This window comes from Runella sp. R5_40 (assembly GCF_057652295.1).
Window position 1 is genome coordinate 134405 of record NZ_JBYFCH010000007.1, and the last position, 12800, is coordinate 147204.

Below are 12800 nucleotides of genomic sequence, written 5' to 3' on the forward strand. Positions count from 1 at the left end.
TCTATATGTTTGCCATTGTTGACATTGAAACCACGGGCGGCGCTTACGCCACAAGCCGCATCACTGAAATTGCGATTATCCGCCACGATGGCACCCAAGTCATAGATTCTTACCAAAGCTTGGTCAATCCTGCCTGTTGGATTCCTAGTTTTATTACCCAACTGACGGGCATCGACAACGAGATGGTCAAAGATGCCCCTACTTTTGAAGAAATAGCCGACGAAGTACGCCGAATGACCCTCAACGCCGCCTTCGTAGCGCACAATGCCTCGTTCGATTATGGGTTTGTGCAACGGGAATTCAACCGTTTGGATGAGTATTTCAAACGCGATACGTTGTGTACAGTGAAACTAAGTCGGAAAATTTTCCCTGGCTATAAGTCGTACAGTTTGGGCAACATTTGCCGCGACCTCCAAATCCGCCACGTCAACCACCACCGCGCCATGGGCGACGCCTCCGCCACTACCCTATTATTTGAGCAGCTTCTTCAAAATGACCACGCTGGCATTCTAAAAGACTGGCGCCCATAAGCGAGTGTTTTGAACTCCAATTTGGGACATTTTCGCCCTAGCGTCTCCGGCGTACCCAAAAAAAAATGCGCCCTCTTGAACCATTTTACGAATCGGTCAGTTTTGTAAGTGATTACTCACTTTTATTGAACAATGACTGAAAAACAAGAGCTTATTTTGGTAACCGCCCTTCGGCTTTTTGCCGAAAAAGGGTTTGACACCACCCCCACGAGCCTCATTGCCAAAGAAGCGGGCGTATCGGAAGGGTTGATTTTTCGCCATTTTACCAACAAAGACGGTCTTATGGACGCCATCGTCGCCATGAGCGAAGAGCGGCTTAGCGCCAATGCCGAGCGTATTTTACAATTATCCAACCCCGTTGACCAAATCCACGCGACGCTCGAACTACCCGTTCAGCTTTTTCAGGAAGAGCGGGAGTTTTGGATGCTTCAGTTTTCGCTCAAATGGCAGAAAAAATACAAGAACCAAACCTACACCCCAAGCCCTGCGCACCTAAAAGTGATACAAGCACTTACCGATGGTTTTCGGGCACTCGGATACGCACAACCCGAGCAAGAAGTTAAGATTTTGATGATGCTTTTAGACGGTTTTAGTCACCAACTTGCCCTTTCTCCGTCTCCAGAATACATTGAAACTACCCTCGCTTTTCTTAAAAGTAAATACCCCAACTAACACCGACAAATGTCTCGCAAATTCAAAAAAACCATGATGACAACCCTTATTATTTTAGCCGCCCTCGCTTTGGGAGGTTATTTTTACCTGCAACAGCCGCAATTTGGGCGCAATCCTGAGGGAGCGCACCTTGAGAAAATCAAAAAATCGTCTCATTACAAAGAAAAAGGCTTCCAAAATCAACACCTTACCCCCGACCTGGCCGAAGGCACTAGCTACTGGGATATTCTCAAAGCCTATTTTGTCAAAGTCGAAAATAAAGAACCTAGCCAGCCCCTCCCGTCGGTTAAAACCGATCTAAAAAACCTGCCCAACGATGTCCCTTCGGTGGTTTGGTTTGGGCATTCATCGTATTTTTTGAAGGTTGGAGGAAAAACTATTTTGGTGGACCCCGTTTTTAGTGGAAATGCCTCACCTGTTTCTTTTTTTGGGAGCAATTACGCAGGTAGTAACGTCTATTCTTTGGATGATTTTCCCCCCATCGACCTCCTCATTATTTCACACGACCACTACGACCACCTCGACTACCCAACCGTCAAAGCCCTTCAACCCAAAGTAAAACAAGTGGTGACCTCACTTGGTGTAGGTTCGCACTTGCAGCATTGGGGTTATTCTCCTTCACAAATCAATGAGTTAGACTGGTGGGAGAACACAACCATTGCCGATTCGTTAGAAATCACCGCCGCGCCCGCCCGCCATTTTTCGGGAAGAGGCATTAAACGTGCCCAAACGTTTTGGTCGTCCTTTATTTTAAAAACACCCCAATACAACCTGTACCTTGGGGGAGATTCGGGCTACGACACCCATTTTAAAGAAATTGGCGAGAAATACGGACCGTTTGACTTAGCGATTTTGGAATGTGGCCAGTACAACCAGATGTGGAAATACATTCACATGATGCCCGAAGAAGTAGCCCAAGCAGCCGTTGAACTAAAAGCAAAAACACTTTTACCCGTTCACTGGGCCAAGTTTACTTTAGGTCTGCATCCTTGGATGGAACCCATCGAACGTGTTACCAAAAAAGCACAAGAGCTAAACGTTCCAGTAACAACCCCTATGATTGGCGAAGTGGTAGAAATCAATCGCCATTATCCTAACAAGGCTTGGTGGAAATAACCAACGACGGTCCTGTTTTAACAAAAAAGTGCTTCTAAGTTTAAACCTAGAAGCACTTTTTATTTTGCAAAGGGTTTGCAACTATCAAAACGAAGGCTTTTTCCTTAAAACGCAGGTGTTAAATTGAGGGCTTCTACTTTTTTGATTTCGGGTACCGATTTCAAAATAGCCTCTTCCAAGCCTGCCTTAAACGTCATTGAAGACATAGGACAAGCACTACAAGCACCCGTGAGCTCCAACATTACGGTCATCTCATCCGTAATTTCTTTCACTTTGACGTTGCCCCCATCCGCCTCCAAATACGGACGAATGCTATTGAGGGCATTTTCCACGCGTGATTTTAATTCTTCCATGAATGTTTGTATTAACCTGTGATTAAAACGCTAATATGTACATTTTTTCATTGCCAATCAAGGTTCGGCGCTTTCTACACCCGAATCTCGACCTGTTTCGTTTTGGCCTGAGTCGCATTTCGAATTGCCACCTGCTGCGCCAAACTTTCGGCTGCTTCTTGGAAAGCCGCTTTTGTAATTTCATCTTCACTCAAAAACGCTGGGCGGCCTTCGTCCCCTCCTTCACGAATCCCCTGCACCAACGGAATTTGCCCAATAACTGGAACATCAAACTTTGACGCAAGTTCTTTTCCTCCATCTTTTCCAAATAAGAAATACTTGTTGTTTGGAAGTTCGGCAGGGGTAAAATAGGCCATATTTTCAACGACCCCAAGCACAGGAACGTTGATTTGCGGCTGACGGAACATTGCCAAACCTTTGATGGCATCGGCCAAGGCAACCTTCTGAGGCGTTGTGACAATCACCGCTCCCGTGACGGGCAATGCTTGCACCAACGTCAAGTGAATGTCACTTGTGCCTGGTGGCAGGTCAATCAACAAATAATCTAATTCGCCCCATTCTACATCACCAATCAACTGCCGCAATGCCGTACTCGCCATCGGGCCGCGCCAAACAGTGGCACTTTCGGCAGGCACTAAGAAGCCCATCGAAATGATTTTGATTCCCCATTGCTGAATCGGCATCATCAGGTTGCGCCCATCGCGCGTCACAATGCGAGGCTGCATGTCTTCGGCACCAAACATCACAGGCATCGAAGGCCCATAAATATCCGCATCCAAAATACCCACTTTTGCCCCCGCGCGCAACAACGCCATGGCCAAATTGGCCGTCACCGTCGATTTTCCTACGCCTCCTTTGCCTGATGCTATGGCAATGATATTTTTTACTTGTGGCATCACGGGCCCGCCCGAACGAGTGGTTGTAATATCGGCGGTCATGTTTATATTGACCCGAATATGATTGCCAAAAAACTTATGAATGGCATCCGTACAATCCTTGCGTATGAGTTCTTTCAACGGGCAAGCGGGGGTTGTTAGCACCACCGTAAAACTTACCAAGTCAATCCCTGTTTCTACGTCTCGAATCATGCCGAGCGTTACAAGGTCTTTTTTAAGATCTGGCTCTTGTACAGTACTGAGCGCTTGAAGTATTTTCTCTTTATTTATTGTTAGGTCACCCATTGTAATGACGGTATCCCTAGTTCGGGTACACTTTTGCTATGATAGGACTGGTCAATTTTTTTAACTAACCCCAAAAGTACAAGGAAAGTTTGCTAAACCCCTAACACCGCCCCTGAAAAGTAGATTTGGCTCAGGTTACAAATAACCTGAGCCAAATTTTGCACCTACACTATCCTGTTTTTTTTTCGGTATTTTGGGAAGACGGGCCTCTTGCAACCGTGCCATTCATGGTCAGCATTAATAAAATAAGTACCACAACATGTACGGTAGGAATCAGGCTAATTTTGAACGCCAACGAATAGTTATCCCGATAAAAAGCAATCCACGAAATGATTTGGCAAACCACGATGACCACAGGCAAAGCCACCGCCGTCCAAAATACCCGCCACAAATGATTACTCTGCCCAGCATCAAAAATCATAGGGGAGGTCATTGCAGCAAGAATCGACGGGATAAGCCCTATCAGAAGGAGTACGTTCAGAATGATGGTTGCGATTTTCATTTATTATTTTTTCACAGGTACTAAACGAAATACAAAACCTGGGTCTTCCACTCCTACATAGATATAACCGTCGCGGCCCATTTGAACGTTACGCAAACGACCGAGGTTTTCGAGCAAAATCTCTTCTTTCACCACTTTTCCGTTTTCCATTTTACAACGGTTAAGGTACTTAAAACGCAGCGAACCTACCAACAAATCGCCTTTCCAAGCAGGGTATTTATCGCCCGTCACAAACACCATCCCGCTCGGGCCAATCGACGGAATCCAGTACAAATTCGGCTGTGCCATGCCTTCTTTGGCCGTTAGTGGGGTCAACACCGTTCCGTCGTAATTGATACCGTACGAAATCGTAGGCCAACCGTAGTTGACGTTTTTGCGAATGAGGTTCAACTCATCGCCACCGCGAGGGCCGTGTTCGTGTTCCCACATTTCCCCCGTCGCAGGGTGCATGGCCAAACCTTGCGGATTGCGATGTCCAAACGAATAAATCGACGCAATCGCTTTGTCTTGTTTGACGTACGGATTATCGGCAGGGATGCTTCCATCGTCATTGATTCGGTGAATTTTTCCACAGGCATTTTCAACCGACTGCGGAAAGAGCGGCTGGTGCTGCCCACGATCACCCACGGATACAAACAAGAAACCATTGCGATCAAACTCCAATCGTGAACCATAATGATGGCGCGTTTTTAAGTAAGGTAATGCCTCAAAAATCACTTTTTGGTCGGTCAGCATATTTCCCATAAGTCGGGCACGCATGACGGCCGTGGTAGAAAGTTTTGTTCCATCAACCGTTTTAAACGCCGAATAAGAGAAATAAATCAGTTGGTTTTGGGCAAATTTAGGGTGCAGTTCCACATCAAGTAGTCCTCCCTGACCTTCAGCTAACACCTCAGGCCCGCCCGTTACTTTTTCCTTCTGTTTGTTTCTATCCACCCGATAAATACTACCGTTACGGTCGGTAATGAGCATATCACCATCGGGCAAAAACGTCATTCCCCACGCGCTACTCAACCCACTGGCGATGGTGTCGAGTTTGACGGTCATATCTTCCGATGTAAAAATATTTGATTTAGGTTTTGACGCAAAGCTGTACTTGCTTGCTTTATCGAGTCCCTCCAAAACATAATCGGCTAAGGCGTCGATATCCTCTTTTTTGAGCGATTTTCCCCACGCAGGCATTCCATTGTCGGGGTAGCCATTGGTGATACTTTTGATTAAATCGTCCTTCGTTTTGCCATGTTTCCACTGGCGATCCACAAACATTTCTACTTTTTCGCCGTGGCAACCTGAGCAGAAATTTTTGTAGTTGTTGGCAGCCGTTTCAAAAGCGGCAGGGGTAGCCACATACTCGGTAGTGGGCTGAGGTTGGTGCATCAGTTGGCTGGCCAAAATCACGGTTGCCGTCACTGAGCTAATCGCTGCGTATTTAAACATGTTTGAAATAAATAGGGGTTGGTTTTTTGATGTAAATTAAGGTAGAAATAACGCAAAAGCAATATAGTGTTAGAAAAGGTAAACAAAGTCGTAGCGTCAATTGAGAAAGAGGCATTACTTTTGTAGCTTCAAAACAATCCAGCGGAGCTTTTTCTCAAAAGTTTCCATTTACGAAATGACAGACATTGCAGTAATCTTTGACATGGACGGCGTTATTGCCGACACCAACCCCACTCACAACATCGCTTGGCGTAAATTTTTGGACCAATACGCCATCGTTCCCACCGAAGAAGAGCTCCAAAACCACATGTACGGCAAGCACAACAGCTACATTTTGAGTTATTTTTTCAAAAAAAACGTAGAAGGAGCCGAACTCACTCGACTCCAATTTGAAAAAGAAGCGCTTTTCCGCGAGCTATATACTTCTATCGCCGAGCCTATTTCTGGGCTTTTGCCTTTTTTGAAAGACCTCAAGCAAAATAACGTCAAAACGGGCATTGCCACTTCTGCCCCATTTGAAAACTTAGACATGATGGTGGAACGCATTCCATTATTGGGACAAATAATGGAATCGATGCTCTCAGAAAGAGACGTTACTCAGCACAAACCCAACCCTGAAGTTTACCTCAAAAGCGCCGAACGTTTGGGAATTTCTCCTGACCGCTGCGTGGTTTTTGAAGACTCAGTTTCTGGAGTAAAAGCAGGACTCGCCGCAGGCATGAAAGTGGTGGGTGTTACTACCTCACATGGCCCGAATGAGCTTCCGCCTTGTAGTGCTTATATTGCCAATTACGATTCGTTGAACTTCGATTTCGTAAAACAATTGCTTTCTTAATTTGGTATGACAACTCACTTAAAAACGTATTTTACCAACCACCGCAGCCTAGCCATCGGAGCTATCTTTGCTTCGGTGGGGTTTCTATTTGGAAATTGGGTCACGTGGATTCCATTTGTTAAACAAAAATATGGTTTGGACGATGCACAGCTTGGCTTGCTCTTGTTGAGTTTGCCATTAGCTTCGACACTTACCAATCCTCTTTCCACGCTGGTTATCAATCGTTTTGGCATGAGAACCACTACCCTTGGTGGACTCACGGGCATGGCCTTGGTGTATCTACTGCCTGTCAACGTTCCTGCGCTTTGGATGACCTCCATCTCGCTCGGACTTTTAGGCATTGGCATTGCTTTCACCAACGTTGCGATGAATACCTGCGTTACGGCGATTGAAAAACAAGACGGGACATTTATTATGTCCACGTCGCATGGCATGTTCAGCGGGGGCGGAATGATAGGTTCGGCTTTGGCCAGTGTCTTGATGGGCTTTAAAGTCCCTCCTGCGGTACACGTTTCCATCATCACTCTCACGATTTTAACCATCATTGTTTTGGCTCGGCCCATCATCATGGGCATTCACGAAGAAAAGCTCAAAAGCGAAGGCGGTGCTAAGTTTGCTTGGCCCAACCGTGTCTTGGTGGGGATGATTGCCATTTCGCTTTGTACCAACATCACCGAGGGTACCATGTCGGATTGGACGGCTGTTTACATGCGTGAAGTGGTAGAAGCCAACGACTTTTTCATTGGTTGGGGGTTTGCTTGTTATGCTTTTTTTATGGCTTCTGGACGGTTTATTGGGGATGCCCTTATTCCACAATACGGTAGCCGAAAAGTGCTTGTTACAGGTGGAATCATCGCCGCATCAGGCATTCTAATTGCCGTGTTTTTCCCCTATACCCTCACGGCTATTTTAGGCTTTGGGTTAGTGGGAGCAGGCGTATCGTGTGGAGCACCTATTTTATACGGAAGTGCCGCCCGCGTCCCAGGCATGGCCAAAGGCGCAGGACTAGCCACCATGAATACGTTTAGCTTGGCAGGTTTTTTAGCAGGCCCTGCCCTCATCGGCCTCATTTCCAACGCTGTTAGCCTTTCGTTTGCCATCGGCATTGTGGCCATCTTAGCCCTCATTTGGTCATTACTTTCCAACAAAGCACAGTTATATTAAGTCAAGAGGCTAGTGCGCAAGGGGTAAATTTGCAAGTTAGCAAGGGGCAAATTTGCAAGTTAGCAAGAGGCAAATTTGCAAACTCGGCTTTGCCCTTTGCCCTTTGCCTTTTGCCCTTTGCCAACTAGCCCATTTTTCACCAACTTCCAAAATGCTCCCCACCCATACCTTTACCTTTTCGCTACCCGTTTGGCGACTAATTTATGACACCATTCCTGCGGAGACGACGGCTTCTTTGTTGGCGGTTGAACTTCGGAGCAAATCAGGGGTTGAATGGGCGGTGATTGATGTAGAAAATGATGCTGTTTGTTGGCAAAAAACAATCGCTGATACCGATTGGTGGACCAGCCTAATTGGGTTTTATTCGGGGGTTTTGTTGTTTCATACGTATGCAGGTAGCGAACAACCCGCTCCCAAGTCGCTACTAGCCATCGACGCCAAGACGGGTGTATTTCTTTGGAAACTAGAGGGATATTCTTTTGTGGCTACCGACGGGCGACTGCTTCAAACTGGACAAACCCAAAGCGATTTGCAGCTAAACATTACGCATCGGCATTTAAGAGACGGAAGCCTTTCGGCAGCTTCTGTCCTAGAGCAATCGGCGACGAATGCTTCTTGGCGCTTTCCTACCGAACACCCAGAAAGCAGCCCATACTATTCGGTTATCGGTCAGTTTATCCAAAAAATAATTGGCAAAACACCCCAAAAAGCCCTAAATTATGGGGAAATTGGTGGACATATTTTGTTTTTTCAGTATCTTTACCACGCTAACGCAACTGCTCTATCCCGCTCTATCTTGGTCGTAAATACATCAAAAACGGTGCTTCACCACGAAACCCTTGAAACCGACGTGACGAGTACTGCTTTTGGTGAGTCTTTTTACAATGAGCACCATTTAGTGTATTTGAAAAATTTACAAGAATTAGTAGTTATAAAATTGCCGAAACCATGATTACGCGAGTTGGATGTTGCCTTGTAGTAGTAGCGCTGTTGATGGGAGCAAAGGCCATGGCTTCTCCCTTTCCCTTCGACTCTACAGGCATCGAGAATAAAAATGGGAAAACGTACGTCATTCACAAAGTAGAACCTGGCCAAACCCTCTACGCAGTGATGCGTAAGTACCAAACCACCATTAAGGCATTGAAAGATGCCAACCCTGGAATGAAGGACAATCTTTCCGTTGGGCAAGTGGTGCGTGTACCTGCCCGCTCGGGCGGCTCACCTACAAAAACGGCCGCTAAAGAACCCGAAAAGACGGATAAAAAACCCGAAGGAAATAAACTCGTTTTGGATTACGAAATTCAATCGAAAACCTCTCCCGTTGTCAAAGTAGATGAAGACAAAGGCAAAGAGGCAGATACCAAACCTACCGCCACCCCAACGGAAGAACCCGAAAAGGAAGACACAAAACCTGCCCCCATTTCGGCACCCAAAACAGGCTTGCACAAAGTGGAAGGTGGACAATCGCTGTACGGAATTGCGATTAAGTACGGCGTCTTAATGGCTGATATTCGGCGTTGGAACGGTCTTACCTCTGACCAGCTTCGTTCGGGGCAAGAATTGATTGTTTCGGAAAATACGTACCAGGATTATCTCAAGAAGAACAAATTAGATTCGGTGAAACTGACCGAAGCGAAAAAGCCAAGCGAAGAGAAATTGCCGCCTCCGCCTGTTCGTCCCGAAGACCCTACCAATGCCAATTTGCCCGAACCTAAAATTGCCAACACAGGCAAACGTATCATGGAAACGGGCGTAGCAGAGGTATTGGACGGCACCGACAACAACAGCAAATATTTAGCCCTCCACCGCACCGCACCCGTGGGGTCGTTGATTCAGGTCAAAAATATGAACAATAGCCAAAGTGTTTGGGTCAAAGTGATTGGCAAACTTCCTGATATCAGTGCTAACAACCGCATTATCATCAAATTGTCGGCCCGTGCACAAGAAAAACTTTCGCCAGGAGGCAAGCAATTTATCGCCGAAATCAGCTATTTAGCGCAATAACAACACGGCTACTTTTTAGCCTCACAAATGCGTTGATGAATGAAAAGCTTACTTTATCCGTTGTTGGTGTTCGCCAGTTTTGTGATTGCTACGTTTTTGGTATTCCAAAACCTCGAAACCGTCTTTGCGGATAAATTAAATACGCTTGTGCAGTATCCGTGGCAATTTGGCGCTTTGAGTACCCTCTTGCTTGCATCCGACCTACTTTTGCCCGTTCCTTCTATCTTGGTCATGTATTTCAACGGCTACGTACTTGGGACGTTTTCGGGGACGCTCGTTTCTTTGGCTGGACTAATGCTAGGCTGTGTGGCAGGTTACTATTTGGGCAAAATAGGCAGCAAAAAACAGTCGCAGGTTTCAACGCACCGCGCACTACTTTTTCTTGAAAGATACGGTTCACTGGCAATCCTGCTGTCAAGGGGTATTCCAATTCTCTCCGAAAGTATTTGTGTAGTTTGTGGCTTCAACAACATGCCGTTTAAGCACTATTTGTTGTATAACCTCATCGGTTACCTCCCACTTTGTGTGCTTTACGCCTACTGTGGTAGCATCGGTTACGACCAAAATAACTTTATGCTCACGCTTGGATGTTCTGTTTTGTTAGGAATTTGTTTTTGGTTTTTTGGCAAAAAACTCACAAAACCCGCAAACGCCTAACCCACTCGACACTCTGCACTCCCCCACTCGGTATTCCCTTACAATTGTCTTAAATAGCTAATCTTCGCAATAAGATGGTCTTCCTGACTGCGCGTATCTAGGCGAGTGGTTGATTGAAACTCCCTTTTGTTGAATACAATGTAGATAAACGACAACGGTTGGTATTCCCATGAAAGACGAATGTTGTAATTATTGGCTTGGGTATCGGTATTTCTTTGGTAAAAACCAATCAATTGCAGACGTGGATTTGCGGCAAAACGCCCTTCTATCGACCACAAATCAATGTTTTTGGAGGTATTATTAACACCCACATTTTTGAAAGTATTCCGATTGTACCTTCCCGTGATTGAAACGTGCGGAATCGGCGCCACTAACATACTAAAGTTGGTCGTATTCAGTTTGCCGTTGTAATATGTTCCGTATTCACCGTTCCAATTAAAGCTTACTTTTTTGGAACCATCGCTTCCCCAATAGACAGCATGACGCGTATAATTGTAACTTCCTGCGTTGATTTTTACCCCCAACGGACTAAACGGCTCAGTCAAATACTGGTAGGTTGGTGTCATGATGTGCCCCATAAAACCACCCGATTGCAGCATGAGCCAAAAAGGGCTCAACCCGTACGAACGTTCAATCAAACGCCCGGTACTCGCTTGGTGGTAAAACTCAACCAACAAACTCGGTTCTACCGAACGGATTATTTTTTTGAAAGGGACGTGTTTGCCCCGATAAAACCAAAATATACCTGGGGTAGTCCCGATGACGTCAGAACGCGAAGTAAATCCAACGGCGGGGTTATATGATTTTGAAATGAGCGATTGCGTCCACCATATTTTCCATTGGTTGGTGGCATAAAAATACTGCGCTGCACCCGCAGCACCCGTCACGTTGCCCTTGGTATCATGGCTGACGTTGAGCATCCAATTGAGCGAATGTGCCTCGTCAAAGCGGACAAAACCGTCCACGTTGCCCACGATGTTGGTATTTCCCGAATCATTTTTGACCGTCACCAACGCCCCCAAACGACTTTGTTTGCCCAAGTTTTCAGAATAACGTCCGACAAAATAATGGGTCAGTGGCGACGATGCCGACCCTCGCTGACGGATGTACATGGCTCCGTAATTTGTTTTAGCCGAACGACTCACAAAACGCGCACCCGCATCAATTGGGATCGGATTTCCTGTTCCGTCTAGCCCAATTTGGCGACTAAAAAACGGTTGAATCCGCATTGTTCCTCCCGACATATCCGACGCAGGCCCGATTCCAATCCCAAACAGCGAGGCATTTTCTAAGAAAAACTGACGGCGTTCGGGAAACAACACCGAAAAACGTGTAACGTTGTTGACTTGGCGGTCGGCGTCGGCTTGCGCAAAATCAGTATTAAACGTCAAATCCAAGACCGCCCGCGAATTTACCGCCCATTTTATCTCGCCTCCTACTTTTACCGCCGCATCTTCGGGTTTGCGGCCGTCGATTTGCCGATAACGGTCGTAGGAAGTCAAAAAATACGGTTGTATGCGAACGTTGGCCGTGGGCGGAGGCGGTTGAAGTCCTTTGATGATACCTGCATAGTCCATACGCAAGACATTAAACGAACGTGGAAAAGGAGAAAATGCGTAGTTTTCATTGGTCATACGACGCCCACGATTGACATTGAAACCCCAACTTTGGGTTGCTTCGTTTGATTTGGCGTAACGTAATGTTTTCCAAGGAATGGCAAATTCAGCCACCCAACCTGAGTCCGAGCGCGTGGTCCGAACCCGCCAAAGCCCATCCCAATCTAAGTCAATATACGTAGCATCAAAAGATAGAAAATCGCGCTGCACGCCGTGGGGATTGGTGGTAAAGACCATTGCATTGCGACGGTCGTTGAAACCGTCGATGCTCATTCCCACAAAATCAGAAGTTCGGGTGTTAAAATCGCGCTTAAAATCAATAACACGTACCGATTTTTTACCCAACGTATCGCGGTTAAAAACGCCCAAATACAGGTAGTTTTGGTTGAATAAAGCCCGAATTTCGGTGTGGTGGCGGGGTTTGTCTCCTTGGCGAGGATCAACTTCAATAAAGTCGCTTTTGGGCTTGGCCAACTGCCATTCTTTGTCGTTCAAATGACCGTCAACTTTCAGGTTAGTAGAAATCTTAACCGCCTCAAATTCTTTGCGAACCGAATCAGGTTTAAACAGTTGAACGTCTTGCGAAAAACAACAGAACGACAGCAGGCACAGTACCAGCGTAGAGGTATAATTCATGGATGAAGCGGAATTGGACACGAAAGAAGTCGCAAGTTAGCACTTCTATTTCAAAAACCTTTCACCCAAACGAGGGGATATACGTCAGCGCGCCATC

The 12800-nt window shown here is 46.2% G+C and carries 13 protein-coding genes; 8 read left to right on the forward strand and 5 right to left on the reverse strand.

Annotation, left to right across the window (positions count from 1 at the left end; all coding sequences use genetic code 11):
• Positions 1 to 5: 5 nt before the first annotated feature.
• The 3 genes from AC23N5_RS14740 (at position 6) to AC23N5_RS14750 (ending at position 2318) form a co-directional block, all read left to right on the forward strand.
• Complete coding sequence (locus tag AC23N5_RS14740; protein ID WP_183979534.1) at positions 6 to 530, forward strand: 3'-5' exonuclease; 525 nt, start codon at positions 6 to 8, stop codon at positions 528 to 530.
• 132 nt (positions 531 to 662) lie between these two features.
• On the forward strand, positions 663 to 1202 hold the full coding sequence (locus AC23N5_RS14745; RefSeq protein ID WP_183979536.1) for a TetR/AcrR family transcriptional regulator: 540 nt from the start codon (positions 663 to 665) through the stop codon (positions 1200 to 1202).
• A 33-nt stretch (positions 1203 to 1235) separates the two neighbouring features.
• Positions 1236 to 2318, forward strand: a complete 1083-nt coding sequence (locus tag AC23N5_RS14750) for an MBL fold metallo-hydrolase (RefSeq protein ID WP_229601476.1) — start codon at positions 1236 to 1238, stop codon at positions 2316 to 2318.
• Positions 2319 to 2422: 104 nt separating this feature from the next.
• Here AC23N5_RS14750 and AC23N5_RS14755 read toward each other — a convergent pair whose 3' ends face one another.
• The 4 genes from AC23N5_RS14755 to AC23N5_RS14770 all read right to left on the reverse strand — a co-directional run bounded on the left by AC23N5_RS14755 (position 2423) and on the right by AC23N5_RS14770 (position 5791).
• On the reverse strand, positions 2423 to 2671 hold the full coding sequence (locus AC23N5_RS14755; RefSeq protein ID WP_183979540.1) for a NifU family protein: 249 nt from the start codon (positions 2669 to 2671) through the stop codon (positions 2423 to 2425).
• A gap of 74 nt (positions 2672 to 2745) precedes the next feature.
• A complete protein-coding gene (locus AC23N5_RS14760) occupies positions 2746 to 3852 on the reverse strand; it encodes an Mrp/NBP35 family ATP-binding protein (RefSeq protein WP_183979542.1) in 1107 nt (368 codons plus the stop codon).
• A gap of 169 nt (positions 3853 to 4021) precedes the next feature.
• A complete protein-coding gene (locus AC23N5_RS14765; protein ID WP_487756184.1) occupies positions 4022 to 4354 on the reverse strand; it encodes a hypothetical protein in 333 nt (110 codons plus the stop codon).
• A gap of 3 nt (positions 4355 to 4357) precedes the next feature.
• Positions 4358 to 5791, reverse strand: a complete 1434-nt coding sequence (locus AC23N5_RS14770; RefSeq protein ID WP_487756185.1) for a PQQ-dependent sugar dehydrogenase — start codon at positions 5789 to 5791, stop codon at positions 4358 to 4360.
• Positions 5792 to 5966: 175 nt separating this feature from the next.
• On the opposite strand from AC23N5_RS14770, the gene AC23N5_RS14775 reads away from it, so the two are divergent.
• The 5 genes from AC23N5_RS14775 (at position 5967) to AC23N5_RS14795 (ending at position 10451) form a co-directional block, all read left to right on the forward strand.
• Entirely contained in the window at positions 5967 to 6626 is a 660-nt protein-coding gene (locus AC23N5_RS14775; RefSeq protein WP_487756186.1) for an HAD family hydrolase, read from the forward strand.
• Positions 6627 to 6632: 6 nt separating this feature from the next.
• Positions 6633 to 7790 carry an MFS transporter gene (locus tag AC23N5_RS14780; protein ID WP_487756187.1) on the forward strand — a complete coding sequence of 386 codons (1158 nt, stop codon included), beginning with the start codon at positions 6633 to 6635 and terminating at the stop codon, positions 7788 to 7790.
• Positions 7791 to 7941: 151 nt separating this feature from the next.
• Complete coding sequence (locus tag AC23N5_RS14785) at positions 7942 to 8742, forward strand: DUF4905 domain-containing protein (RefSeq protein ID WP_487756188.1); 801 nt, start codon at positions 7942 to 7944, stop codon at positions 8740 to 8742.
• Complete coding sequence (locus tag AC23N5_RS14790; RefSeq protein WP_183979552.1) at positions 8739 to 9794, forward strand: septal ring lytic transglycosylase RlpA family protein; 1056 nt, start codon at positions 8739 to 8741, stop codon at positions 9792 to 9794. Before AC23N5_RS14785 ends, AC23N5_RS14790 begins: the two co-directional genes overlap by 4 nt.
• A gap of 39 nt (positions 9795 to 9833) precedes the next feature.
• Entirely contained in the window at positions 9834 to 10451 is a 618-nt protein-coding gene (locus AC23N5_RS14795; protein ID WP_487756189.1) for a TVP38/TMEM64 family protein, read from the forward strand.
• Positions 10452 to 10489: 38 nt separating this feature from the next.
• On the opposite strand, the gene AC23N5_RS14800 is transcribed toward AC23N5_RS14795, so the two are convergent.
• Entirely contained in the window at positions 10490 to 12703 is a 2214-nt protein-coding gene (locus tag AC23N5_RS14800) for a carbohydrate binding family 9 domain-containing protein (protein WP_487756190.1), read from the reverse strand.
• Between the last annotated feature and the right edge of the window lie 97 nt (positions 12704 to 12800).

Bases quoted from the DNA above. Each gene is read 5' to 3' on its own strand.
- AC23N5_RS14745 (WP_183979536.1), top strand. From the start codon at position 663: ATGACTGAAAAACAAGAGCTTATTTTGGTAACCGCCCTTCGGCTTTTT.
- AC23N5_RS14800 (WP_487756190.1), bottom strand. From the start codon at position 12,703: ATGAATTATACCTCTACGCTGGTACTGTGCCTGCTGTCGTTCTGTTGT.
- AC23N5_RS14755 (WP_183979540.1), bottom strand. From the start codon at position 2,671: ATGGAAGAATTAAAATCACGCGTGGAAAATGCCCTCAATAGCATTCGT.
- AC23N5_RS14795 (WP_487756189.1), top strand. From the start codon at position 9,834: ATGAAAAGCTTACTTTATCCGTTGTTGGTGTTCGCCAGTTTTGTGATT.
- AC23N5_RS14780 (WP_487756187.1), top strand. From the start codon at position 6,633: ATGACAACTCACTTAAAAACGTATTTTACCAACCACCGCAGCCTAGCC.
- AC23N5_RS14785 (WP_487756188.1), top strand. From the start codon at position 7,942: ATGCTCCCCACCCATACCTTTACCTTTTCGCTACCCGTTTGGCGACTA.
- AC23N5_RS14775 (WP_487756186.1), top strand. From the start codon at position 5,967: ATGACAGACATTGCAGTAATCTTTGACATGGACGGCGTTATTGCCGAC.
- AC23N5_RS14750 (WP_229601476.1), top strand. From the start codon at position 1,236: ATGATGACAACCCTTATTATTTTAGCCGCCCTCGCTTTGGGAGGTTAT.
- AC23N5_RS14790 (WP_183979552.1), top strand. From the start codon at position 8,739: ATGATTACGCGAGTTGGATGTTGCCTTGTAGTAGTAGCGCTGTTGATG.
- AC23N5_RS14770 (WP_487756185.1), bottom strand. From the start codon at position 5,791: ATGTTTAAATACGCAGCGATTAGCTCAGTGACGGCAACCGTGATTTTG.
- AC23N5_RS14765 (WP_487756184.1), bottom strand. From the start codon at position 4,354: ATGAAAATCGCAACCATCATTCTGAACGTACTCCTTCTGATAGGGCTT.
- AC23N5_RS14740 (WP_183979534.1), top strand. From the start codon at position 6: ATGTTTGCCATTGTTGACATTGAAACCACGGGCGGCGCTTACGCCACA.
- AC23N5_RS14760 (WP_183979542.1), bottom strand. From the start codon at position 3,852: ATGGGTGACCTAACAATAAATAAAGAGAAAATACTTCAAGCGCTCAGT.